Raw genomic sequence first — 23443 nt, 5'->3', positions numbered from 1 at the left:
CGCATCACCGCGGCTGCATTCGGATCGCGCCATCCAGACGGATGACTTCGCCGTTCATGTAATCGTTTTCGATAAGAAACCGGACCGCGTCGGCGAATTCGGCGGGATCGCCGAGCCGGGACGGATGGGGTATCTGGCTCGCAAGGCTTTCCTGAACTTCCTGTGGCAAACCCTGAAGCAGGGGCGTCATAAAAATGCCCGGCGCGACGGTGTTGACCCGAATGCGGAAGCGGGCAAGTTCACGCGCCGCGGGCAAGGCCAGTGAAACGATGCCGCCTTTCGATGCCGCATAGGCTGCCTGTCCGACCTGACCTTCGAAGGCGGCAACCGAGGCGGTATTGACGATCACGCCGTTGTCTGCGCCGTCCATCGGCTCGGTCTGCGCCATACGGGCGGCGGCAAGCCGCATCATATTGAACGTACCGATCAGGTTGACGCGGATAACCTTTTCGAAATCACCAAGCGTCTGAGGGCCTTCGCGCCCGAGAATGCGGCCGGCCGTGCCCACCCCCGCACAATTGACGAGAATGCGAAGCCCGCCCTTGGCGGAGGCTGCCGCGTCGATCGCGAGCTGCGCATCGGCATCGCTTGCCACATCGCCCTGAACGGCCGTAGCGCCGATTTCCGTCGCCAGTTTCTGGCCGGCTTCGCCGTTACGGTCAAAGATGGTGACCGCAGCCCCGCGCGCCGCGAGCATTCTGGCCACTGCCGCGCCAAGGCCCGATGCCGCGCCTGTCACAAGAGCGCCTGCGCCTTCGATGTTCATGCTGCCACCTCTTTGCTGGCCGTGATGACCTGGGGCGTATCGCCGTAGAGTGCGTCGACCAAATCCCTGCGATGCAGAAGCACGGCACGCTGGTTGATCGACCCCTTGTCGGTCACCTCACCCTTTTCGAAGCGAAGCGGGTCTTCGATGACCAGAAGGCGCATGATGCGACTTGCCGAACCGCTTGCCTGTTTCTGGTGAGCGGAAAGCCTTGCGGCAATCTGGACCCTGACATTGGGATGCTGGATGATCTCTGCATCGGACAGCTGATGCGAGCCCGGAACAAGCTCGCGCAAGGCCGGCATGAAGGGAACGACGAGCGCCCCCAGTTCAGAGCGGTTTTCGCCGGTTATGACGGCGTCACGGATGAGGCCCGAAAACATGTTGACGAATTGAGCACGCAAAGGCCCGACCGCAACCCAGGTGCCTGTCTGTAGCTTGAAATTCTCGGCCATGCGGCCATCGAAATAAAACCCCCGGCGCGGATCGTCAGGAACTGCGAACTTCACGGTATCGCCGATGCGGTAGAAGCCCTCCTTATCAAAAGCGGCTGCCGTCAGTTCGGCGTTACGCCAGTAACCCGGCGTGATATTGGGGCCTTTCAGCCTCAGCTCATATCGATCATCGACCGGCACGAGCTTCATTGTCACGCCCTGCGCCGGGATGCCGATATTGCCGGGTTTATCCTGCGGTTCGGTGCAGAACAGCGAGAAGGGGGCGGTTTCCGTCGAGCCGAGGCCGGCACCCATCGGAACCGCATGGCCGACCGTCGCAACCGAAAGCTCGATCAGCGCATCCCAGGTGTGCTGGGCCATGCCGGCGCCGGCATACATCAGCAATTTCAGGTCACGAAAGAAGGTGCGGCACAGCGCCTCGTCCTTACGCATCGCCTGAACCAGCATCTCGTGGCCAGCGGGAACGTTGAAATACCAGGTAGGAGAAACGTCGCGCAGATTATCGATGGTCTGGCCGATCAGGGCAGGGCTCGGCTTGCCGCGGTCGATGTAATAGGTGCCACCATTATAGATGACGAGGTTGAAAACCTTGTTGCCGGCCGCCGTATGGTTCCACGGCGCCCAGTCAACGACAACGGGCGGCTCATCGCGAAAATAGGCATAACAGTCGGCAATCATCTCCTGATTGGAGCACAGCATCCGCTGTGTCTGGATGACGGCTTTGGGCGAACCGGTGGTGCCTGATGTGAAAAGGAATTTGGCGACGGTATCCGGGCCGACCGAATCGAAGGCGTGATCCACCGTCTGCGTGGGTACGGTCTCGAGCAACGCGTCGAACCGAAATGTGTTGGGACGATCTTCCGGCAGATTGCTGAGGCCGACGAGCGGCGTGCCGTCATCGAACACCTCTTGCAGGGCGCGGTGGAACGGTGCCGCATCCTCGGCAAAAACCATTCCGGGTGTGATCTGCCTGCGGATATCGTGAAGCTTGCAAAGATCGGACGCGGTTGCATAGGCCGGGGTGATCGCCGCCGAGGCAATGCCGACATGTTGGGCCGCAAGCACCATCAGCGCATGCTCGATGGAGTTTTCCGAAAGCACCAGAAGCGGCTTTTCGACCGAGAGATCCTTGTCGAGCAGGAACTGGGCGATACGGCGGACCTTGTCGAGGGCCTGCCCATAGCTGACCTCGCGCCACGGCTCACGCCCCCGTCGATCCGCCATCCAGGTGCGATCAGGCGTTGTCACCGCCCAGTGAATGAGGCGCTCATTGAGTTTGCGCGGGTAGGGGCCAAGCGGATCGTTCCGCCAGATCATGATCTCGCCGTTCGGCCGCTTCTCCCATGCGACATCGGGCGACCAAAGCTTCACCTTCATCGTCACGACCTCCTCCCAGACGTCATTCACGCGACCATGCAAATAATCTTTTGTCAAAAAAATGATTACAAGAAAATAATATCCTTGTAAACAAAATGCGGAAAGTTAATTGTACATTTGCCTGGACTATCGGAGACGTCGCCATGAGCGAAAAAACGACAGACGAATTCGTCACCTATGAACTGCGCGGCGACATCGCCTTTGTGGGGCTGAACCGGCCGCAAAAACGCAACGCCATCAGCGACCGTTTCGTTGAAGCCATTGCCGGTGCCGCGGCGAGGGCGGAAAATGAAGCGCGCGCTGCCGTTATCTTCGGGCATGGCGATCATTTTTGCGCTGGGCTCGATCTTGGCGAGCATATTTCCAAGACGCCGATTGAAGGTGTGCGCGGCTCGCGCCGCTGGCATGCCGTCTTCTCGCAGATCGAACATGGCACCATTCCCTGGGTGTCGGCGCTGCACGGCGCCGTGGTCGGCGGCGGACTGGAGCTTGCGGCCTCCACCCATCTGCGCGTTGCCGATGAGAGCGCCTTTTTTGCCCTTCCAGAGGGGCAGCGCGGCATTTTCGTCGGAGGCGGCGGGTCGGTGCGCATCGCCCGACTGATGGGCGTTGCCCGCATGAGCGACATGATGCTGACGGGCCGCGTTGCCTCGCCTGTCGAAGCCGAGCGATGGAACCTCGTGCAATATGTGGTGCCGCGCGGTGAGGCATTAGTCAGGGCGCACCAGCTGGCCACCGCGGCCGCGTCCAATGCGCCGCTGTCGAACTATGCGGTAATCAATGCGCTTCCCCGTATCCAGGATATGGCCAAGGAAGACGGATTGTTCGTGGAATCCTTCATTTCCTCTTTCACGGCAGCCAGCCCCGAAGCCGAGGAGCGCCTGCGCGCCTTCCTTGAAAAGCGTGCTACGAGGCTGAAAGCGCCGGATGCGACGGCCTGATCTGTTCGAAAGGGCGATCACGTCGCAACAGGGCAATGTCGCCTGAAGAGATGTTTTCTCAGGCGACATGGGCGAAAGTCCTTGATGATGTATGCTTCTTCATCCACTCAGCGGCAGGTGTAATGCCACCCAGCGGGAAGATATGAACCTGCTCGATCAGGCTGTCCGGATGAGCCGCCTTATGGGCAACGAGCCCCGCGATGACATCGGTCGGCTCATAGGGAACGAAAAGCCTCGAAAGATCGAGCGCTCGCTTCTGCAGCACCTTCAGGGACGGCCCAACACCGCAGGCGACGGCGAATTTGATCAACGTCTGCAGCTTGGTCGGGCCGGCAACGCCGACATGGATCGGGATCGTGACGCCCATCGCGCGGATCCGCGTCGCCCATTCAGTGACGACATCGGCATCGAAGGCAAACTGGGTCGTCAAAGCGAGCCGGGCGTCTGTTCGGTCGGCAAAATTCTGCTTCCACAGCAGGGCTTGATCGACAGCGCGGGATGAGCCGTCGGGATCGATGTCGCGATTGCCCTCGGGATGACCGGCCAGATGAAGGTGCGTGAAGCCCATCTCGTCAAAAAGGCCGGTTTCGATCATGTCGATCGAGCTCGAGAAGCTTCCGATCGCTTCTTTCTGGCCGCCGCCGAGCAGCAGGGCCTGCGTCACGCCGGCCTCGCCCCGATAGCGCTTCAGCCATTCCTCCAGATCGCTTTTCCCCTCGATGCCCCGGGCCGGAATGTGCGGTATGACCGGAAAGCCTTCATGGTGCAGGCGTTTTGCGGTCGATATCATGTCGGCAATCGGCGTGCCCTCTATGTGGGCGATATAAACCCGCGTTCCCTCAGGCAGAATATCTCTGAAGTTGCCGATCTTTGCAGCCGTGCGTGGCATGACCTCGATTGACCAGCCGCTCACTATGTCGCCGGCCGTAACCGTGTGTTCCACCGAAGCCTGATTCTCCCGGAAACTTGACCATCCCATCGCTTTCTCCCTTAGCGAGGTCTGATTATGTATACATGAGGTTCGCTGGTTCAATCGAAAATTTGCCAAATACCCAAAATATTGATCTTCTCCGCTTCGTTGATTAGTGTAAATGAATACACTGATCGGGTCTGTAGCGGGATTACAATCTCTTAATGAAAACCTTGTGCTGTCCTGTTTGATTGAGACCCATGGCGAAGATTGTGTCTCGCAACGATCGGGAGGCGGTGTATACATCGCAGAACAGGTGCTGCGACGCGATGGCGGCAGGTTGGAGGGGTGGCATGAAGCAGGGCGATGCGGCAACACATGGCGGTCGGGCGGTGATCGAACTCAGGGAGAAGATTCTGAGTGGCGAGCTTCCAGGAGGTATGCGGCTCTTTGAAGTGCCGACCGCCGAACTTCTGGATATTTCCCGCACGCCCGTACGCGAAGCGCTTTCACGCCTGACGGAGGAAGGGTTGCTCAACCGTCTGCCGGGCGGCGGGTTTGTCGTGCGTCGGTTCGGTTTTGCGGACGTCGTGGATGCCATTGAAATTCGAGGTGTTATGGAGGGCACGGCGGCCCGGCTGGCTGCGGAACGTGGCGCCTCCAGGGGGGCACTTGAGGAGATTGGCCACACGATACGCGAGCTGGATCTGTGCTTCGGCGACCGTGTCGATGACGTCGATTTCGATCGCTATTCGGCGCTCAATCAGGTGTTTCACCATCAGCTTGCGGCGCTCTGCGGCAGCGAGATGATTCGCCGTGAGGTGGAACGGGCAAGTTCGCTGCCTTTTGCTTCCCCCTCCGCTTTTCTCCCCGACAAGGCGAATATCGGCGCGTTTCGCCGTTCGCTAAGGGGTGCGCAGGAGCAGCACAAGGCAATCGTGGCGGCCATTGCTGCGCGGGAGGGCGCACGTGCGGAGGCGATCGCGCGGGAGCATTCCCGCACAGCGCGCACCAATCTTGAATACATGATCCGCGAAGCGCCTGAATTGATCGCGCAGATGCCGGGTCTGGCGCTGATCAGCGACTAAGCCCCGGAGAACGCGGGAATTATGAGGGCGGCCCCTTGCGGAGCCGCCTTTATTTTTGCCGATGCGCTCGTAAAGGACGAAATTTTCCGCTTGCAATTTATCAATGCCCGGCGTTTCATGTATACATCGGCGTGATTTCCAGGGAGGAGATTAGAATGGCGAATTCCAGTCTGACCGAGGTTTTGAAGCAATATCCGAACCCGGTTGAAATGCTTCGAAACTCAAAAATTGGCATGTATGTATACCCTGTCGTTGCCGGAGAGTTCAGCAATTGGCGCTCCGAGCAGGCTGCCTGGCGCGATGGCGCGGTTCTGTTTGACCAGTCCCATCATATGGATGAGCTGATCGTCGAAGGCCCCGACGCCGAAAAATTTCTCGCCCATCACGGCATCAACTCTTTCTCGAATTTCGATCTCAATCGCGCCAAGCACTTCGTGCCGGTCACGCCGAACGGCCACGTCATCGGTGACCACATCATTTTCCGTGAACGGCAGGACAAGTTCATTCTCGTCGGCCGTGCGCCGACCTCCAGCTGGCTGATGTTCTGCGCGGCCTATGGCAAGTGGAACGTTCGCATCAAACACGATCCTAGGTCCCCGTCGCGGCCGGAGGGCGAGCGCGTGCTGCGCACCCATTACCGCTATCAGATACAGGGCCCCGATGCGCCGAAAGTTTTCGAGAAATTGAACCGCGGCCCTATCCCGGACATCAAGTTCTTCCACGTCGACTGGATCAATATCGGCTCCAAGAAGGTGCAGGCGTTGCGCCACGGCATGTCTGGCGCGCCAGGCCTCGAGGTCTGGGGACCCTATGAGGACAAGAGCTACATCCTCTCCTGCATTCTGGCCGCGGCCAACGAAGCCGGCGTCAATCTCGTGCGTTGCGGCAGCCGCGCCTATTCCACCAACACGCTTGAATCGGGCTGGATCCCGTCGCCACTGCCGGGCATCTACACCGGCGATGGCATGTTGAAGGACTATCGCGACTGGCTGGGCGCCGATAGCTATGAGGCGACGGGTGCGATCGGCGGCAGCTTCGTTTCCGATAATATCGAGGATTATTACGTTAACCCGTTCGAGCTGGGTTACGACTTCTATATTGGTTGGAAAAAAGACGACTTCATCGGCAAGTCGGCGCTGGAGATCATGAAAGGCAAGACGCAGCGCAAGAAGGTCACCTTCGAGTGGAACGCCGAAGATGTGGTGGATGTCATCGCATCCGCGTTCCGTCCGGGCGAAGACCATTATAAATGGATCGACTTCCCGCAGGCCAATTACGCTTCGACCGGAGCAGATATCATCTTGAAGGGGGGCAAGCAGGTCGGCATGTCGATGTTCACCGGCTACTCGTATAATGAGCGCTGCATGCTCTCGCTTGGTATCGTCGATAACGATATTCAGGTCGGCGACGTTCTCACCCTTGTCTGGGGAGAGCCGAACGGCGGTTCTGGCAAGACCTCGACGGAGCGCCACAAGCAGAAAGAAATCCGTGTCCGCGTCTCGCCGACGCCTTATGCGGCCGAAGCACGTGACAATTACGCGGACAGCTGGCGTACCAAAAAAGCGTCCTGACAGGTTCGGGTAGCGCCGTGCAGATGACGCGGCGGGACCCGGCGAAGGGCCGGTAAACGCGCGTCAGTGGCTTTTGCAGCCCGAGGACGCGGACAACGAGATGGAGCCGGAGCCGTGAGGCTTCCAGTTTTTTCGTTGGAAACGCTTGAGCTCATGAAGAAGGCCTGCCGGAAACGGTGGACCTTTGTCTTTTGGCGATGATTGCCGACGCCTTCCGAGCGCTTATTCGTGCAAACGATAGCCCCGGTTCAAAACCGAGGCCCATAAAATGACAGTAGTCCTTAAGGTCTAGAGCTTCAGCAGCCTTTTTGCGTTTTCCTTGAGGATCAGCGGACGAACCTCGTCTTTTATCGGAATATTGGCGAAATCGTTGAGCCAGCGCTCCGGCGTCATCGCCGGCCAGTCCGATCCGAACAGCATCTTATGTTTCAGCAGCGAATTGGCATATTGCACCAGGATCGGCGGGAAATACTTTGGCGACCAGCCCGACATGTCGATGTAGACATTCGGCTTATGGGTGGCGACGGAGAGAGCTTCTTCCTGCCAGGGGAAGGAGGGGTGTGCGAGAATGATCGGCATGTCGGGGAAATCGACCGCGACGTCATCGAGATGGATGGGATTTGAAAACTTCAGCCGCATTGCCATGCCGCCGCGCAAGCCCGCGCCGACGCCCGTCTGCCCGGTGTGGAAAAGCGTGATTGCGCCTTCCTCGGCGATGGCTTCATAAAGCGGGTAGGCCATGCGGTCGTTGGGGTAAAAGCCCTGCATCGTCGGGTGAAACTTGAAGCCTTTCACCCCGAAGTCACGCACCAGACGCCTCGCTTCGCGCGCTCCGGCCTTTCCCTTGGCGGGGTCGATCGACGCGAAAGGGATCATGATGTCGCTGTTGTCGGCAGCGATCTTCGCCACCTCTTCATTTTCATATCGGCGAAAACCGGTTTCCCGTTCCGCATCGACCGGAAAAATCACGCAGCCGATTTTACGCTCGCGATAATAGGCGGCTGTTTCCTGCACGGTCGGCAACATGCCCTTGTGGCCGGCGGGGTTCTTGAAATATTTCGCCATACCCGCCTGAAATTCATCATAACCGTCGTCGCGGGGGCCGCAGCACGGCTCCTCGGCATGGGTATGCACATCTATAGCGACGAGTTCATCAATATTCACGGCCTGTTTCTCCCAAGTTCATGCCCAGAAATTTATGTAGCAGGGCGATGAACTGATCGCGCTCGGCCGCGGTCAGGCCCGCGCCGAGCGTCGCCTCGTGCGAAAAGAACCACTCGCTCTCCTTGCGCACATGCGCCACGCCTTCCGCCGAAAGCGTCAGTTCGATGGCCCGGCGATCGTCATCGGGAACACGGCGGGTTACCAGGCCCCTGTCTTCGAAAGCACGGATCAGTTTGGTCATGTGCGCGCGCTTGATCATCAGTCGCTGGCCGAGCGCCGTCTGACGAATGCCGGGGTTATGCATGATGACGAAAAGCACCGAGAATTCCCCCGGCCGCATGCCCGAATCCCCGAGCGCCGTGAAGAAATCGTCATAGGTCTTGAGCTGGGCGAGGCGGATGAGGAAACCAAGCGCTGTCTCCAGCCGGTCGATATTGACGTCAGTCGCCCTGCGGGGGAGTTGATCCATGTTATTCCCGTTTCATGCTTTGCCAGAGGTAAACCGTTTCTCTCAAATGGAGCACGGCCGCCCGCATCATATCCCCCACATGAAGCCTCTTCAAACCCAGTAAGTCGACGATAAAATCTATATATAGATTGTTTACAAGTCAACAATTATGCCTGATGCCCACATGGAAGGAGTTCGAGATAACGTCTATTGTTCCGAGCCGACCATTTGCCTCTTCATCCTCGCCGTGCTTTTCTGGCCCGATGGATTTCCCAGCTGCGGAGGCCGTTCAGTTGAACCCTTATCCCGTCGATCATCTTGTCCTGCCCGTTGCCCACATTGATGTCGCCACGGCGCGCCTGGCAAACCTCGGTTTCACAGTTGCGCCTCAGGCAATCCATCCGTTCGGCACGATGAATGCGTGCGTCTTCTTCGCGGACGGCACCTATCTTGAACCGCTTGCTGTTCATGATCCGGCTAAATATTGTGATTCCGTGGGGAATGGCGATGTATTCACCCGCCGGGATCGCGACTTCAGGGCAAGCCATGGAGAAGGTTTCTCCGCCCTTGTCGCTGGAACGAAAGATGCCTTTGACGATCATCAGCGGTTTATCTCCGCAAACTTATCCGCCGGCGATATTTTCGAATTTTCGCGACCCGTGCAGATGCCCGACGGATCGAGAAGCGAAGCCTCGTTTCGATTGGCGTTTGCGGCAAGCGGATCTGCTGCGGATTTTTTTATGTTCAGTTGCCAGCGGATCAAGGCCCTGCCGGGTGACCGGTCAGCGTTGGAGCGCCATGCCAACGGCGTCACAGGGCTTTCAGAAATCATCCTGATCCCAGGCGCGGATGCGAGGGCAGGGGCGCTGGCCGAGGCGGTGTTTGGTTTTTCATCCACCTTGTCCCCCAGCGGCGACAGAACGTTTGCGACGGCAAATGCCGCAATAAGATTGACGGAAAAACCTGCCTTCGGCGACGCATCCATAGATGCGTCCAGCCAAAGCGCAGGCGGATTGCGCGGCGCGGGCATCGTCTTTTCCGTTCGCGATCTTGCCGTGACAGCGGCAGTGCTTGCTGCTAATGGCGTCTCCAGCATGGAAGCGGGCGGCCGACTGGTGGTGCCCGCAGCACCCGGTCAGGGCGTCACCTTCGCCTTCGAGGAAAAATGATGAGCGTTACGAACAATCTCAAAGTCACCGCCGGCGATGGCGCCAGCAAGGTTTCCTTCTGCAACAGCGAGCGTTTTTCGCTGATTGCCGGCCCCTGCCAGATGGAAAGCCGCGACCATGCCTTCATGATCGCCGGTGTACTCAAGGAACTCTGCGATAAGCTGGGTATAGGCCTCGTTTACAAATCCTCCTTCGACAAGGCGAACCGCACCTCGCTTTCCGGCAAGCGCGGCATCGGCCTTGATAGCGCGATGCAGGTTTTCGCCGATCTTAAGAAGGAGTTCGGTTTTCCCGTTCTGACCGACATCCACACGGAAGAGCAATGCGCCATCGTTTCCGAAGTGGTGGATGTGCTGCAGATCCCGGCCTTCCTCAGCCGCCAGACCGATCTTCTCGTCGCTGCCGCCAAGACCGGCCGCGTCATCAATGTCAAGAAAGGTCAGTTCCTTGCCCCCTGGGACATGAAGAACGTGCTGGCCAAGCTGAATGAAAGCGGCAACCCGAATGTGATGTTGTGCGAGCGCGGCGCGTCCTTCGGTTACAACACGCTGGTTTCCGACATGCGCTCGCTGCCGATCATGGCTTCGCTCGGTGCACCTGTCATCTTTGATGCAACCCATTCGGTCCAGCAGCCGGGCGGGCAGGGCGGCTCCACGGGCGGCCAACGCGAATTCGTCGAGACTTTGGCGCGGGCGGCGGTTGCTGTCGGCGTAGCAGGCCTCTTCATCGAAACCCATGAGGACCCGGACAACGCGCCGTCCGACGGCCCCAACATGGTGCATTTGAAGGACATGCCGAAACTGCTTGAAAAGCTCCTCGCCTTCGACGCCATCACCAAAGCCTGAGATTGTGCGTTTGGTTTGTGCCAATCGATTTTAATGGCGGGCGCTCCGTTTCTGCCGCCCGTCGTCATTGTAATTTCTTCGTCATCGTCTAAGACAGGCGACGGAAAATATCTGTTCCATTCCCAAGGGAGAGACCATGACTGCCATTACCGATATCATCGCGCGCGAAATTCTCGACAGCCGCGGCAACCCGACCGTTGAAGTCGATGTTTACCTCGAAGACGGCTCCATGGGCCGTGCCGCCGTTCCCTCCGGCGCCTCCACCGGCGCGCATGAGGCGGTTGAGCTGCGCGATGGCGGCAAGCGTTATCTCGGCAAGGGCGTGGAAAAGGCTGTTGAAGCCGTCAACACGGAAATCTTCGACGCCATCGGCGGCTTCGATGCTGAGAACCAGATCCAGATCGATCAGATGATGATCGCGCTTGACGGCACGCCGAACAAGTCGCGCATAGGCGCCAACGCCATCCTCGGCGTTTCGCTCGCCATTGCCAAGGCTGCCGCTGAAGCCTCCGGCCTGCCGCTTTATCGTTATGTCGGCGGCCCGAACGCGCATCTGCTGCCGGTTCCGATGATGAACATCATCAACGGCGGTGCCCATGCCGATAACCCCATCGATTTCCAGGAATTCATGATCCTGCCGGTTGGTGCGGAAAACATCCGCGAAGCCGTGCGCATGGGCTCCGAAGTCTTCCATACGCTGAAGAAAGAATTGGCTGCCCAGGGGCACAACACCAATGTCGGCGACGAGGGCGGTTTCGCACCGGGTCTCGAAAGTGCACCGGCCGCGCTCGATTTCATCATGAAGTCGATTGAAAAGGCCGGTTACCGTCCGGGCGACGACATGTTCGTCGGTCTTGACTGTGCCTCGACCGAATTCTTCAAGGACGGAAAATACGTTCTCGAAGGTGAGGGCCGCACTCTGGAGCCAGGCGCTATGGCGGAATATCTGGCGGAACTCGTCGCCAAATATCCGATCATTTCCATTGAAGACGGCATGGCCGAAGACGATTGGGAAGGCTGGAAGACGCTGACCGATCTCATCGGCAACAAGTGCCAGCTCGTCGGCGACGATCTCTTCGTCACCAACTCTGCGCGTCTTCGTGACGGTATCAAGATGGGCGTTGCAAACTCCATCCTCGTCAAGGTCAACCAGATCGGTTCGCTCTCCGAGACGCTGGATGCGGTCGAAACCGCACACAAAGCCGGTTACACCGCCGTTATGTCGCACCGTTCGGGCGAAACCGAAGATTCCACCATCGCCGATCTCGCGGTCGCCACCAATTGCGGTCAGATCAAGACCGGCTCGCTTGCCCGTTCCGACCGGCTCGCAAAGTACAACCAGCTGATCCGCATCGAGGAAATGCTGGGCCCGCAGGCGGCTTACGCCGGTCGTTCCATCCTGCGCGGTTAATTCGCCCTCATTTTGAGGGAGGTCGTTACTGCCCGTGACGGGATTGGTATCAGGCCTGGCAACATATTCGACGTCATCCTCGGCCTTGTGCCGAGGATCTGCCAATGTCTCGTCAATTCGATACGTTGCAGATGCTCGGGACAGGCCCGAACATGACGAAGGAGAGTTTGACGGTCTCATCTCCCTCTTAAGCCCGCCCTCCGGTGGGCTTTTTTGCGTCAATTTGCCGTTCGCTATTTAAGGTCAACGGATAGTTAAACAATCCGCTTTAGTCTTGAGACTCACGTTATGCGTTTTAAGGCTTCTCTCCGGCATGTGGACCAGACATCATAAAAAGAGACGATTCGGCCGTTTGATCGTTCCGGCCATCACGATCGCTTTTCTTTCCTATTTCGGTTATCATTCCATCCATGGTGACTTCGGCCTGCAGGCGACAGAGCGGCTGGAGCGGCAGCGTATTACTCGTACTGCCGAGCTTCAAAAGCTTACGCAGGCGCGTGTGGCACTGGAGCGGCAGGTGGAATTGCTGAGTGACGGTTCGCTGGAACGGGATATGATCGACGAGATTTCGCGTTACCAGCTGAATATGTCCCGAACGGACGAAATCGTCATCATGAACGCATATTTCTGATTAACCGAAATCGAGTTAATTTAACATTTGTGATTTATTCACAGCATCTTAGCGTGAATATGTGCCATGCGTTTAAAGCATTGCTGCATGGCATTTTCTTGCATATGGTACGCGCCACTCTATCCATTCAAATGGCAACTCAGGGAGGGATGAATGGCGCCGCGAAAACCAGCGACCGTATCCGGCCGCAAGACCACGGCAAAGGCTGCAACCGAATTCACCGGCAAGAACAGCCCCGACTTCTCCAAGGAAGACGAACTTCACGCCTACCGTGAAATGCTGCTCATCCGCCGCTTCGAGGAAAAGGCCGGCCAGCTCTACGGCATGGGCTTTATCGGTGGTTTCTGTCACCTCTACATTGGCCAGGAAGCCGTTGTCGTCGGCATGCAGATGTCGCAGAAGGAAGGCGATCAGGTCATCACCGCTTATCGTGACCACGGCCACATGCTGGCTCTGGGCATGAGCGCACGTGGCGTCATGGCCGAATTGACCGGCCGTCGCGGCGGCCTGTCGAAGGGCAAGGGCGGCTCGATGCATATGTTCTCGAAAGAGAAACATTTTTACGGCGGCCATGGCATCGTTGGTGCGCAGGTTTCGCTTGGAACCGGTCTCGCATTCGCCAACAAATATCGTGGCAACGACAACGTCTCCGTGACCTATTTCGGTGACGGTGCGGCCAACCAGGGTCAGGTCTACGAGAGCTTCAACATGGCGGCCCTCTGGAAACTGCCGATCATCTATATCGTCGAGAACAACCGTTACGCCATGGGCACCTCGACCGCCCGCGCTACCGCCCAGTCGAACTATTCGCTGCGTGGCCAGTCGTTCGGTATCCCCGGCGTTCAGGTGGATGGCATGGATGTGCGTGCCGTCAAGGCCGCCGCCGATCAGGCGCTGGAACATTGCCGTTCCGGCAAGGGCCCGATCATTCTGGAAATGCTGACCTACCGTTACCGTGGTCACTCCATGTCCGACCCGGCGAAATACCGTTCCAAGGATGAAGTGCAGAAGATGCGCTCCGAACATGACCCGATCGAGCAGGTCAAGGCACGGCTTCTGGAGCAGGGCTGGGCAAGCGAAGACGAATTGAAGGCCATCGACAAGGATGTCCGTGATATCGTTGCCGACAGCGCCGACTTCGCCCAGAACGACCCCGAGCCGGATGTATCCGAGCTCTACACCGACATTCTGCTCTGATCGGGAAAGGGAAACCCATGCCTGTAGAAATTCTTATGCCCGCCCTTTCCCCGACCATGGAGGAAGGCACGCTTTCCAAGTGGCTTAAAAAGGAAGGCGACAAGGTCACCTCCGGCGACGTGATTGCCGAAATCGAGACCGATAAGGCGACCATGGAAGTGGAAGCCGTCGATGAAGGCGTTATCGGCAAGCTGCTGATCGACGCCGGCACCGAAGGCGTCAAGGTCAATACGCCGATCGCCGTTCTCATTCAGGAAGGCGAAAGCGCCGACGACATCTCTTCCTCTGCCAAGAAGGAAGAACCGAAGGCTGAAGCTGCAAATTCCGGGTCTGATGCCGCCGGCGGCAAGACCCGCGAAGCGGTCGAAGAGCCGAGCGCTGCCAAGGAAGCCGCCAAGGTGCCGGCAGCCCCGAAGATCGAAGTCGCTGCCGATCCGGATATTCCTGCCGGTACGGAAATGGTGATGACGACCGTGCGTGAAGCGCTGCGCGACGCCATGGCCGAAGAAATGCGCGCCGACGAAAAAGTCTTCGTCATGGGTGAAGAAGTCGCCGAATATCAGGGTGCCTACAAGATTACCCAAGGCCTGTTGCAGGAATTCGGCGAGCGCCGCGTCATCGACACCCCGATCACCGAGCACGGTTTTGCCGGTATCGGTGTCGGCGCTGCGATGACAGGGCTGCGCCCCATCGTCGAATTCATGACCTTCAACTTCGCCATGCAGGCGATCGACCAGATCGTCAACTCGGCTGCGAAGACGCTTTATATGTCGGGCGGCCAGATGGGCGCGCCGATGGTATTTCGTGGTCCGTCCGGTGCTGCTGCCCGCGTTGGCGCGCAGCACTCGCAATGTTACGCCGCATGGTACAGCCATATTCCGGGTCTCAAGGTCGTCATGCCTTACACGGCAGCCGACGCCAAGGGTCTCCTGAAGGCAGCTATCCGCGATCCGAACCCGGTCATCTTCCTTGAGAATGAAATTCTCTACGGTCAGAGCTTCGAAGTGCCGAAGCTCGATGATTTCGTGCTGCCGATCGGCAAGGCGCGTATTCACCGCAAGGGCAAGGATGCGACCATCGTTTCCTTCGGCATCGGCATGACCTATGCCATCAAGGCGGTTGCGGAACTCGAAAAGCTCGGCATCGATGTCGAACTGATCGACCTGCGCACCATTCGCCCGATGGACCTGCCCACCGTCATCGAATCGGTCAAGAAGACCGGTCGCCTGGTCACGGTCGAGGAAGGTTTCCCGCAGTCATCGGTCGGTGACTTCATCGCCAACCAGGTCATGCGCGCCGCTTTCGATTATCTCGATGCGCCGATCCTGACGATCGCCGGCAAGGATGTTCCGATGCCTTACGCGGCAAACCTCGAAAAGCTGGCTCTGCCGAACGTCGATGAAGTCGTTCAGGCCGTCAAAACCGTCTGCTACAAGTAAGGGGAGGCGTTTCGATGCCGATAAACATCACCATGCCTGCCCTTTCTCCGACGATGGAAGAGGGCAATCTGGCCAAGTGGCTGGTCAAGGAAGGCGACAAGGTCGCTCCCGGTGACGTGATCGCCGAGATCGAGACCGACAAGGCGACCATGGAAGTGGAAGCCGTCGACGAGGGCACCGTTGCCAAGCTGGTCGTTCCGGCCGGCACCGAAGCGGTCAAGGTCAACGCCCTGATCGCCATCCTCGCCGCTGATGGCGAGGATGTGGCCGAGGCGGCAAAGGGCGGCGATGCCGCGCCTGCCAAGGCGGAAGCTCCGAAGCAGGAAGCTGCCAAGGCCGAAGCGCCGAAGGAAGAAGCTGCGCCGGCCAAGGCTGAAAAGCCGGCGGCCGATCAGGCGCCCGCGTCCTCTACGCCGGCACCGGTTGCGAAGTCCGGCGAGCGCATCTTCGCTTCGCCGCTTGCGCGCCGTCTCGCCAAGGAAGCCGGTCTCGACCTCACGGCCGTTTCCGGTTCCGGTCCGCATGGCCGTATCGTCAAGACCGACGTGGAAAAGGCTGCCGCTTCCGGCGGTGCGAAGGCTGCTCCTGCCGCCGCAGCATCGCCAAGTGCACCGGCTCCGGCGCTCGCCAAGGGCCAGTCGGACGAAGCCGTTCTCAAGCTGTTCGAAGAAGGCTCCTACGAGCTTGTGCCGCATGACGGCATGCGCAAGGTCATCGCCAAGCGTCTGGTCGAATCCAAGCAGACGGTTCCGCATTTCTACGTTTCCGTGGATTGCGAACTCGACACGCTTCTGGCACTGCGCGCTCAGCTCAACGCCGCTGCTCCTGAAAAGGACGGCAAGCCGGTCTACAAGCTGTCGGTCAACGACATGGTCATCAAGGCGCTGGCCCTTGCGCTGCGTGACGTGCCTGATGCCAACGTCTCCTGGACCGAAAGCGCCATGGTCAAGCACAAGCACTCGGATGTCGGCGTTGCCGTTTCCATTCCGGGTGGCCTGATCACGCCGATCATCCGCAAGGCGGAAGAGAAGTCGCTCTCCACCATCTCTAACGAGATGAAGGACTACGGCAAGCGCGCCAAGGAGCGCAAGCTGAAGCCCGAGGAGTATCAGGGCGGCACGACCGCCGTGTCCAACATGGGCATGATGGGCGTCAAGAGCTTCTCCGCCGTCATCAACCCGCCGCATGCCACCATTCTGGCGGTTGGCGCGGGCGAACAGCGGGCAGTCGTGAAGAACGGCGAGATCAAGATCGCCAATGTCATGACGGTCACGCTTTCCACCGACCACCGCTGCGTCGATGGCGCGCTCGGAGCCGAGCTGATCGGTGCGTTCAAGCGCTACATCGAAAACCCGATGGGTATGCTGGTTTGATCGGAGAGTAAGATGGTGAAATCGGTCCTCTGCTTTGGCGATTCCCTTACCTGGGGATCAAATGCGGAAACGGGTGGCCGGCACAGCCATGACGATCTTTGGCCGAGCGTCCTGCAAAAGGCGCTCGGTCCTGATGTGCATGTGATCCACGAAGGTCTAGGCGGTCGCACCACGGCTTATGACGATTTGACCGCCGATTGCGACCGCAACGGCGCGCGGATTCTTCCGACATTGTTGCACAGCCATGCGCCGCTGGATCTCGTGATTATCATGCTTGGCACAAACGATATGAAGCCGGCGATCCATGGGTCGGCGATTGTTGCCATGAAGGGTGTGGAGCGGCTTGTGAAACTCACGCGCAACCACATCTGGCAGGTGGCCGATTGGGAGGCGCCTGATGTGCTGGTCGTCGCGCCGCCGCAGCTTTGCGAAACGGCCAACCCCGTGATGGGCGCGATCTTTCGCGATGCGATCGATGAATCAGCAATGCTCGCGTCCGTTTACCGCGATCTCGCCGACGAGCTCGATTGCGGCTTCTTCGATGCGGGTTCCGTGGCCCGGACGACGCCGGTGGATGGCGTCCATCTCGATGCTGAAAATACGCGGGCCATCGGGCGAGGGCTGGAGCCCGTCGTCCGCATGATGCTCGGACTTTAGGAACAATTCCCGGTCGTGGCGCTGTTCGCGACCCGATAGGACAAGGCAGGATTTCCAATGGCTCAATCTTATGACGTCATCATCATCGGTTCGGGACCGGGCGGTTACATTGCTGCGATCCGCGCAGCCCAGCTCGGCATGAAGGTTGCCGTCGTGGAGCGTGAGCATCTGGCCGGCATCTGCTCCAACTGGGGCTGCATTCCCACCAAGGCGTTGCTGCGCACCGCCGATGTCATGCACACCGCCACCCACGCCAAAGATTACGGCCTGACGCTGGAGGGCTCGATCAAGCCTGACGTGAAGGCCATCGTGGCGCGCTCGCGTGGCATTGCCGCTCGCATGAACAACGGCGTCGGTTTCCTGTTCAAGAAGAACAAGGTCGATATCATCTGGGGTGAAGCCAAGATCACCAAGCCGGGCGAAATCGTCGTCGGCAAGTCCGCCAAGCCGGTGGTTCAGCCGCAGGGTCCGGTTCCGAAGAACACGCTGGGCGAGGGCACTTACACTGCCAAGCACATCATCGTCGCCACAGGTGCGCGCCCGCGCGCGCTGCCCGGCATCGAGCCCGATGGCAAGCTGATCTGGACCTATTTCGAGGCGATGAAGCCGGAAGAAATGCCGAAGTCGCTGCTCGTCATGGGCTCGGGCGCCATCGGCATCGAGTTCGCCAGCTTCTACCGCACCATGGGCGTCGACGTGACCGTCGTTGAAATCATGAGCCAGGTCATGCCGGTTGAAGATGCGGAAATCTCCACCTTCGCCAAGAAGCAGCTTGAAAAGCAGGGCATGAAAATTCATCTGGAAACCAAGGTTTCCAAAGTCGAGAAGGGCGCGAACTCTGTCACCGCGACGCTCGAGAAGAAGGACGGCTCTTCCGAGAAGATCACCGCCGACCGGATGATTTCCGCCGTTGGCGTCGTCGCCAATATCGAAGGCATCGGCCTTGAGGCCGCCGGCGTGAAGACAGATCGCGGTTTCATCGTCATCGATGGTTACGGCAAGACCAATGTTCCCGGCATCTACGCCATCGGCGACGTCGCCGGCCCGCCGCTGCTCGCCCACAAGGCGGAGCACGAGGCTGTCATCTGCGTCGAAAAGATCGCCGGTCTGCCGAATGTCCACCCGATGGACAAGCTGAAGATCCCCGGCTGCACCTATTGCAACCCGCAGGTTGCCTCGGTTGGTCTCACCGAAGCCAAGGCAAAGGAACAGGGCCGCGATGTCCGCGTCGGCCGTTTCTCCTTTGCGGCGAACGGCAAGGCTGTCGCGCTCGGCGAAGATCAGGGCATGGTCAAGACCATCTTCGACAAGAAGACCGGCGAGCTGCTCGGCGCGCATATGGTGGGCGCGGAAGTCACCGAACTCATCCAGGGCTTCGTCGTCGCCATGAATCTGGAGACGACAGAAGAAGATTTGATGCACACGATCTTCCCGCATCCGACCATTTCGGAGTCGATGAAGGAAAGCGTGCTCGACGCCTATGGGCGTGTGCTCAACGCATAAGTGCCGCGTGATGCCCGGCATTGTCTAACCTTGCCGGGTGTCCCATATGTCTCGATGCAGCCTTAAGGCGGGCTGTTGTTTCAGGGAGCGTGGGAATGGAAAGTGTAGGCTGGATTGCAGCAATCATCATCGGCGGTCTCGCCGGCTGGCTTGCGGGCAAGCTCATGGACATGCGTTTCGGCATTTTCATGAACATCGTGCTTGGTATTGTCGGTTCGGTCGTCGCTGTCGCCGTGCTGCGAACCTTCGATGTGTTCGTGCAGGATAGCAGGCTCGGTTATTTCGTGACGTCGTTCCTTGGCGCAAGCCTGTTGCTGTTCATGGCAAAGCTCGTGCGGCGCTGACAAGGCTTCGTGACCGGAAGGGGCTTACGCTTTTTCTGGAATTGTTCTAAAGCATCGCACCAAAGATGTCTGGATCGCCAAGGGCGATGGAAGCAGGTTTTTATGGTCACTATTCTCGACAGGACGTCGTCCGACGAAAAGCGTATCCGCCACCCGGAAAAGGCGCACAAGCCCGATACCGAGGTCATGCGCAAGCCGGAATGGATTCGCGTCAAGGCGCCGACCTCCAAGGGCTATCACGAGACGCGCGAGCTGGTGCGTAGCCACAAGCTGGTAACAGTGTGCGAGGAAGCCGGCTGTCCGAATATCGGCGAATGCTGGGACAAGAAACACGCAACCTTCATGATCATGGGTGAGATTTGCACCCGTGCCTGCGCCTTCTGCAACGTCGCCACCGGCAAGCCCAATCCGCTCGATATGAATGAGCCGGAAAATGTCGCCAAGGCCGTCAAGCAGATGGGCCTGTCCCACGTCGTCATCACTTCTGTTGACCGTGACGATCTCGCCGATGGCGGTGCTGAACATTTCGAGAAGGTCATCTGGGCGATCCGCGCCGCCTCTCCGACGACGACCATCGAAATCCTCACGCCCGACTTCCTGAAGAAGCCCGGTGCGCTGGAGCGTGTCGTCGCCGCCAAGCCTGACGTCTTCAACCACAATATGGAAACCGTTCCGGGCAATTACCTTACTGTTCGCCCCGGCGCGCGTTATTTCCACTCCGTGCGCCTGTTGCAGCGGGTCAAGGAACTGGACCCCACCATGTTCACCAAGTCCGGCATCATGGTCGGCCTCGGTGAAGAGCGTAACGAAGTGCTGCAGCTGATGGACGACCTGCGCAGCGCCGACGTGGATTTCCTGACCATCGGTCAATATCTGCAGCCGACCCGCAAGCACCACAAGGTCGAGGCATATGTTACGCCGGAGGAATTCAAGTCCTACGAGACGGTGGCTTATACCAAGGGCTTCCTGATGGTCTCTTCCAGCCCGCTGACCCGCTCTTCCCACCATGCCGGCGACGATTTCGAACGCCTGCGCGCGGCCCGCGAGAAAAAGCTGCTGGCTGCCGCGGAGTAAGGGACAAAGGTTCGGCAACATAGGTTGCTGCATCGGGCGATATACACTCTCTCCACCGTCATGCTCGGGCTTGTCCCGAGCATCTGCAACCTATCGATTGTACGATACGTGATTGGATCCTCGGGACGGGCCCGAGGATGACGTGAGTAGGAGGCGAGGCTTGTGAAATGGCTCTGCCGCCTGTTCCCGGCCTTCAACCGATCACACCACAACCTTCTCCGGCCGATGCGCCCGCATGCAAAGCACGACACTCAGCACCACCGAACATATTGCCACGACCTCAATCAGTGTCGGGCCACGCCCTTCCCAGAGAAAACCGTAAAGCAGCGCAAACAGCGTTTCGAACAGGATCATCTGCCCGACCATGGTGAGCGGCAGAAGGCGGCTCATGCGGTTCCATAGGGCATTGCCGAGAATGGAGGCGGTGAAACCCAGCCCGGCTGCAACAGCCACAAAATGCAGCCAGTCGCCCGAATTATGGCTTTCGCCGCCAAAGCCAAAGGCGGGAACAGCGAGCACGAGCGCAAGAGCGCCGGTCACCACACCCGTCATCATGTTCCAGTCGTCGGCGCTGACGTCATGGAGGCGGGAGAGCCAGCGGGCATTGCCAACAGCGAAAGCCGTCCACGACGCCAGCGCACCCAGCGCACAGGCAAGGCCGATGATACGTGACATGTCCAGCCCAGCGTCGTTTTCCGTCAGCGACTGCCAGGAAATGCCGACAATGCCGATTGCGCCGAAAACGAGCGATGGCCATAGCCGCTTCAGCGACACCGCGCCGTGATCACGGCTGCCGATGATGGTGACGGCGACCGGCAGGAAGCCGATAATGATCGACGTGAAGGCGACACCGCTCAGCTTCACTGCCGTCGATATGAAGACATAATAGGCGATGTTGCCAATCATGCTCAGCCAGCCGAGCGCGATCCATTCCCGCGTACCGAAATGGGCCGATACCCTTTTCAGTCGCGGCCCGATGATGATGAGGGAAATCAGCCCGTAGGTGAGGTAACGCGCCGTCGAGAGTTGCAGCGCGGAAAAATCCGGCACGAGTTTCGGCGCGAGGAATATACCGCCCCAGAGCGCACCCGCCAGCATGCCGTAAAAAACACCGAGACCTGTTCTGTTCATGTCATGTCACATCCGCATTCGTATTTTCCTGCGATGTGCCACAGCCCTCTGCGGCTGTCTTGACAAAAACTCCTGACCTGATGCGCTGGCGGTTTTAATGAATCCCGTAGGTTCGACGGTAGGCTGCGGGCGTTTCACCCACTGCGTTGCGCATGGCCCGCGTCAGTGCAGTCTGGTCGGAAAAGCCGGCCCGCAAAGCGATCTCGGCAATAGGCAGGGTGGAATTGGTGAGCAAGGCACAGACCTTGTCCATGCGCAGCCCGGCCAGCCAACGGTGAGGAGGGAGGCCGAATTCCTCGAGAAACAGCGCATGCAGGCGACTGTCGCTGATCGTCACGCAGGAGGCGAGCATCTCGATGGTCCAGGGGAAGAACGGCTCAGCCCTGACCAGTGCAACGAGCCTGTGCAGGCGTTGGCGGATGTCGACTTTCTCGTTGGCAAGGCTGTCGACCAGAAGTGGCGTCCACAGGCCGGCGATATCGTCGCGTCGCCCCTCTGTTCCGATGACGCCGCGCATATAGGCGATCAACTGCCGCGTATCCTGCGCTATGTCGACAAACGGCGAATGGGCGAATTTCTCGAGCGTTTGCTCGGGAAGGGCGCCTTCATCGATATCGACCACCAGCGAGTGGTTGCTTGCCGTCGCTTCCTGCGTATGCGGCGCATCGCGATGGATGAACACGCCGCGTCCGGTCGACAATTCGTCCTGCCGTCCGGCCACATCGATCAGCAGACGACCGGAGACAGGAAGAACGATCTGAACGAAGCCATGACGTTCCTTCGGTCTTTCTTCCCTGTAGATTCTGATGTCGGCGGATGCGGCTGTCATGACGCTGTCGTTTCCATTTGCAAAGAAATGGCCGCCTCGAAAAAGCGGCCAGTTCATCACTTGATTATGACATCGTCTTGAAGAATGGGCCAGTCGGCTTTATCGGTCGGCTCTGCGCGCCGGCAATTAACAGTCTTCCTTGGCGGTCGATTCGCCGCGTTTGCGCTTGCGCAGAACCGGCTTGTTCTCTCTTGCTTCGCATTTCGCGACGTCGATCAGATAGGCAAGCACCGGCATGCCGTTCATCGATGCGAGTTGCTTGGCGGATTCGAGAAGGTTGATGATGTTGGAAAAATCGTCCATCGGCTCACTCAGTGGCTCAAAGCGGTTATATGTCGGGTCTGAACCCAAGGATGAATACGCTGGGTGAAATCGGGAGCTTCCAGCGTCGTTACATCCAATGGGTGTAATATTAGTCGCAAATAAATAGCAATCCCTGCGACGGGGTTACAATAGTCAATTTTCCGTAACTGTCATGCGCGGTGACGATATCGCTGCGAGAAGATGGCAGAAAATATCCGGCAGTCAGATGAGGTGTCAGAAATGCCAAATTATCTTCACAGGGTGGAGGATGCTGCTGCGATCATCGCCGGGGCGCAGCGAATCATGGTCGTGGGCTGTTCCGGCGGCGGCAAATCGACGCTTTCGCAGAAGCTCGCGCACAATTTCGGGCTTCGCTCATCTCCATGGATCGGGATGTTTTCTGGCTGCCCGGCTGGCGGGCGCGCCCGCGCGAAGAGCAGCGAGAAAGGATAGCCGCCATCATTACCGAAGAGCGCTGGCTGATGGACGGCAGCAATCCGTCGTCTTTCGATATGCGGCTGCCGCGATCCCATATCGTTTTGTGGGTGCGCATGCCGCGCTGGCTCTGCCTGTGGGGCGCCGTCAGCCGGGCGATCAAGGGCTATGGCAAGGCCCGCCCGGAAATGGCGGAGGGGTGCCCTGAAAGAATAGACGTCGAATTCCTGCGCTATATCTGGAATTTCGAGCGGCGCCATACGCCGATCTTCGAGCGGAATTTCGCGTTGTATGGTCCTGATGTGCCGGTATTCCAGCTGAAAAGCCGAAAACAGTTTCGCCGCCTTCTTGATCTTCTGCGTATCGAGGATTAACTGCCGCT

22 protein-coding genes and 1 pseudogene are annotated in these 23443 nt (G+C 58.8%); 15 read left to right on the top strand and 8 right to left on the bottom strand.

The genetic code is table 11. The annotated features are described in order from the left end of the window. Window positions 1–4 precede the first annotated feature (4 nt). Together BS627_RS06285 and BS627_RS06280 are read right to left on the bottom strand one after the other, a co-directional pair. A complete protein-coding gene (locus BS627_RS06285; protein ID WP_077982359.1) occupies window positions 5–766 on the bottom strand; it encodes an SDR family oxidoreductase in 762 nt (253 codons plus the stop codon). Next, entirely contained in the window at window positions 763–2598 is a 1836-nt protein-coding gene (locus tag BS627_RS06280) for a feruloyl-CoA synthase (RefSeq protein WP_077982938.1), read from the bottom strand. The genes BS627_RS06285 and BS627_RS06280 overlap by 4 nt, the downstream gene beginning before the upstream one ends. 143 nt (window positions 2599–2741) lie before the next feature. Between BS627_RS06280 and BS627_RS06275 the strand changes: the two genes are divergently transcribed. Continuing rightward, window positions 2742–3539, top strand: coding sequence for a crotonase/enoyl-CoA hydratase family protein (locus tag BS627_RS06275; RefSeq protein WP_077982358.1), 798 nt, complete (start codon window positions 2742–2744; stop codon window positions 3537–3539). A 58-nt stretch (window positions 3540–3597) separates the two neighbouring features. Here BS627_RS06275 and BS627_RS06270 read toward each other — a convergent pair whose 3' ends face one another. Then, a complete protein-coding gene (locus tag BS627_RS06270; protein ID WP_077982357.1) occupies window positions 3598–4518 on the bottom strand; it encodes a methylenetetrahydrofolate reductase in 921 nt (306 codons plus the stop codon). 284 nt (window positions 4519–4802) lie between these two features. On the opposite strand from BS627_RS06270, the gene BS627_RS06265 reads away from it, so the two are divergent. Together BS627_RS06265 and ligM are read left to right on the top strand one after the other, a co-directional pair. Then, the gene (locus BS627_RS06265) at window positions 4803–5537 is read left to right on the top strand and encodes a GntR family transcriptional regulator (RefSeq protein WP_077982356.1); all 735 of its coding nucleotides are present in this window, start codon (window positions 4803–4805) and stop codon (window positions 5535–5537) included. 155 nt (window positions 5538–5692) lie between these two features. Further along, complete coding sequence (ligM, locus tag BS627_RS06260; RefSeq protein WP_077982355.1) at window positions 5693–7108, top strand: vanillate/3-O-methylgallate O-demethylase; 1416 nt, start codon at window positions 5693–5695, stop codon at window positions 7106–7108. Between the two features lie 288 nt (window positions 7109–7396). Here ligM and BS627_RS06255 read toward each other — a convergent pair whose 3' ends face one another. After that, a complete protein-coding gene (locus tag BS627_RS06255; protein ID WP_077982354.1) occupies window positions 7397–8272 on the bottom strand; it encodes an amidohydrolase family protein in 876 nt (291 codons plus the stop codon). Continuing rightward, window positions 8262–8741 carry a MarR family winged helix-turn-helix transcriptional regulator gene (locus BS627_RS06250; protein ID WP_077982353.1) on the bottom strand — a complete coding sequence of 160 codons (480 nt, stop codon included), beginning with the start codon at window positions 8739–8741 and terminating at the stop codon, window positions 8262–8264. The genes BS627_RS06255 and BS627_RS06250 overlap by 11 nt, the downstream gene beginning before the upstream one ends. A 242-nt stretch (window positions 8742–8983) precedes the next feature. On the opposite strand from BS627_RS06250, the gene BS627_RS06245 reads away from it, so the two are divergent. From BS627_RS06245 to lipA, 11 genes are all read left to right on the top strand, one after another. Beyond that, window positions 8984–9889, top strand: a complete 906-nt coding sequence (locus BS627_RS06245; RefSeq protein WP_165691148.1) for a VOC family protein — start codon at window positions 8984–8986, stop codon at window positions 9887–9889. Further along, window positions 9889–10734: a 3-deoxy-8-phosphooctulonate synthase gene (gene kdsA / locus BS627_RS06240; RefSeq protein ID WP_077982936.1), complete on the top strand. Its 846-nt coding sequence runs from the start codon at window positions 9889–9891 to the stop codon at window positions 10732–10734. Before BS627_RS06245 ends, kdsA begins: the two co-directional genes overlap by 1 nt. Before the next feature lie 136 nt (window positions 10735–10870). Continuing rightward, on the top strand, window positions 10871–12145 hold the full coding sequence (eno, locus tag BS627_RS06235) for a phosphopyruvate hydratase (protein WP_077982352.1): 1275 nt from the start codon (window positions 10871–10873) through the stop codon (window positions 12143–12145). 313 nt (window positions 12146–12458) lie between these two features. Next, window positions 12459–12776: an FtsB family cell division protein gene (locus tag BS627_RS06230; protein ID WP_077982351.1), complete on the top strand. Its 318-nt coding sequence runs from the start codon at window positions 12459–12461 to the stop codon at window positions 12774–12776. A 153-nt stretch (window positions 12777–12929) separates the two neighbouring features. Then, complete coding sequence (pdhA, locus tag BS627_RS06225) at window positions 12930–13973, top strand: pyruvate dehydrogenase (acetyl-transferring) E1 component subunit alpha (protein ID WP_077982350.1); 1044 nt, start codon at window positions 12930–12932, stop codon at window positions 13971–13973. A 17-nt stretch (window positions 13974–13990) separates the two neighbouring features. Beyond that, complete coding sequence (locus tag BS627_RS06220; protein ID WP_077982349.1) at window positions 13991–15412, top strand: pyruvate dehydrogenase complex E1 component subunit beta; 1422 nt, start codon at window positions 13991–13993, stop codon at window positions 15410–15412. Between the two features lie 14 nt (window positions 15413–15426). Then, entirely contained in the window at window positions 15427–16785 is a 1359-nt protein-coding gene (locus BS627_RS06215) for a pyruvate dehydrogenase complex dihydrolipoamide acetyltransferase (RefSeq protein WP_077982348.1), read from the top strand. A 12-nt stretch (window positions 16786–16797) separates the two neighbouring features. Further along, window positions 16798–17442, top strand: a complete 645-nt coding sequence (locus tag BS627_RS06210; RefSeq protein WP_077982347.1) for an SGNH/GDSL hydrolase family protein — start codon at window positions 16798–16800, stop codon at window positions 17440–17442. A 57-nt stretch (window positions 17443–17499) separates the two neighbouring features. Continuing rightward, window positions 17500–18945, top strand: coding sequence for a dihydrolipoyl dehydrogenase (gene lpdA, locus BS627_RS06205; protein ID WP_077982346.1), 1446 nt, complete (start codon window positions 17500–17502; stop codon window positions 18943–18945). A gap of 95 nt (window positions 18946–19040) precedes the next feature. Then, a complete protein-coding gene (locus BS627_RS06200) occupies window positions 19041–19289 on the top strand; it encodes a GlsB/YeaQ/YmgE family stress response membrane protein (RefSeq protein WP_063949028.1) in 249 nt (82 codons plus the stop codon). 102 nt (window positions 19290–19391) lie between these two features. Continuing rightward, the gene (lipA, locus tag BS627_RS06195) at window positions 19392–20363 is read left to right on the top strand and encodes a lipoyl synthase (protein ID WP_077982345.1); all 972 of its coding nucleotides are present in this window, start codon (window positions 19392–19394) and stop codon (window positions 20361–20363) included. A 201-nt stretch (window positions 20364–20564) separates the two neighbouring features. On the opposite strand, the gene BS627_RS06190 is transcribed toward lipA, so the two are convergent. From BS627_RS06190 to BS627_RS24485, 3 genes are all read right to left on the bottom strand, one after another. Then, a complete protein-coding gene (locus BS627_RS06190; RefSeq protein WP_077982344.1) occupies window positions 20565–21494 on the bottom strand; it encodes a DMT family transporter in 930 nt (309 codons plus the stop codon). A 94-nt stretch (window positions 21495–21588) separates the two neighbouring features. Beyond that, window positions 21589–22323, bottom strand: a complete 735-nt coding sequence (locus BS627_RS06185) for a helix-turn-helix transcriptional regulator (RefSeq protein WP_077982935.1) — start codon at window positions 22321–22323, stop codon at window positions 21589–21591. A 126-nt stretch (window positions 22324–22449) separates the two neighbouring features. Next, on the bottom strand, window positions 22450–22626 hold the full coding sequence (locus BS627_RS24485; protein ID WP_003496171.1) for a hypothetical protein: 177 nt from the start codon (window positions 22624–22626) through the stop codon (window positions 22450–22452). Window positions 22627–22866: 240 nt separating this feature from the next. On the opposite strand from BS627_RS24485, the pseudogene BS627_RS06175 reads away from it, so the two are divergent. Further along, a pseudogene (locus tag BS627_RS06175) lies at window positions 22867–23435 on the top strand (P-loop NTPase family protein). Window positions 23436–23443 lie beyond the last annotated feature (8 nt).

This window comes from Agrobacterium salinitolerans, from assembly GCF_002008225.1.
Classification (GTDB): Bacteria; Pseudomonadota; Alphaproteobacteria; order Rhizobiales; family Rhizobiaceae; genus Agrobacterium; species Agrobacterium salinitolerans.
This window is presented reverse-complemented; position numbering and strand designations above follow the sequence as displayed.

Coding starts and splice junctions, on each gene's coding strand:
- BS627_RS06280 (WP_077982938.1), bottom strand. CDS start 2,598: ATGAAGGTGAAGCTTTGGTCGCCCGATGTCGCATGGGAGAAGCGGCCG.
- eno (WP_077982352.1), top strand. CDS start 10,871: ATGACTGCCATTACCGATATCATCGCGCGCGAAATTCTCGACAGCCGC.
- BS627_RS06220 (WP_077982349.1), top strand. CDS start 13,991: ATGCCTGTAGAAATTCTTATGCCCGCCCTTTCCCCGACCATGGAGGAA.
- BS627_RS06250 (WP_077982353.1), bottom strand. CDS start 8,741: ATGGATCAACTCCCCCGCAGGGCGACTGACGTCAATATCGACCGGCTG.
- lpdA (WP_077982346.1), top strand. CDS start 17,500: ATGGCTCAATCTTATGACGTCATCATCATCGGTTCGGGACCGGGCGGT.
- BS627_RS06275 (WP_077982358.1), top strand. CDS start 2,742: ATGAGCGAAAAAACGACAGACGAATTCGTCACCTATGAACTGCGCGGC.
- BS627_RS06215 (WP_077982348.1), top strand. CDS start 15,427: ATGCCGATAAACATCACCATGCCTGCCCTTTCTCCGACGATGGAAGAG.
- BS627_RS06200 (WP_063949028.1), top strand. CDS start 19,041: ATGGAAAGTGTAGGCTGGATTGCAGCAATCATCATCGGCGGTCTCGCC.
- lipA (WP_077982345.1), top strand. CDS start 19,392: ATGGTCACTATTCTCGACAGGACGTCGTCCGACGAAAAGCGTATCCGC.
- BS627_RS06270 (WP_077982357.1), bottom strand. CDS start 4,518: ATGGGATGGTCAAGTTTCCGGGAGAATCAGGCTTCGGTGGAACACACG.
- BS627_RS06265 (WP_077982356.1), top strand. CDS start 4,803: ATGAAGCAGGGCGATGCGGCAACACATGGCGGTCGGGCGGTGATCGAA.
- BS627_RS06185 (WP_077982935.1), bottom strand. CDS start 22,323: ATGACAGCCGCATCCGCCGACATCAGAATCTACAGGGAAGAAAGACCG.
- BS627_RS06190 (WP_077982344.1), bottom strand. CDS start 21,494: ATGAACAGAACAGGTCTCGGTGTTTTTTACGGCATGCTGGCGGGTGCG.
- BS627_RS06230 (WP_077982351.1), top strand. CDS start 12,459: ATGTGGACCAGACATCATAAAAAGAGACGATTCGGCCGTTTGATCGTT.
- BS627_RS24485 (WP_003496171.1), bottom strand. CDS start 22,626: ATGGACGATTTTTCCAACATCATCAACCTTCTCGAATCCGCCAAGCAA.
- ligM (WP_077982355.1), top strand. CDS start 5,693: ATGGCGAATTCCAGTCTGACCGAGGTTTTGAAGCAATATCCGAACCCG.
- kdsA (WP_077982936.1), top strand. CDS start 9,889: ATGAGCGTTACGAACAATCTCAAAGTCACCGCCGGCGATGGCGCCAGC.
- BS627_RS06245 (WP_165691148.1), top strand. CDS start 8,984: ATGGATTTCCCAGCTGCGGAGGCCGTTCAGTTGAACCCTTATCCCGTC.
- BS627_RS06210 (WP_077982347.1), top strand. CDS start 16,798: ATGGTGAAATCGGTCCTCTGCTTTGGCGATTCCCTTACCTGGGGATCA.
- BS627_RS06285 (WP_077982359.1), bottom strand. CDS start 766: ATGAACATCGAAGGCGCAGGCGCTCTTGTGACAGGCGCGGCATCGGGC.
- pdhA (WP_077982350.1), top strand. CDS start 12,930: ATGGCGCCGCGAAAACCAGCGACCGTATCCGGCCGCAAGACCACGGCA.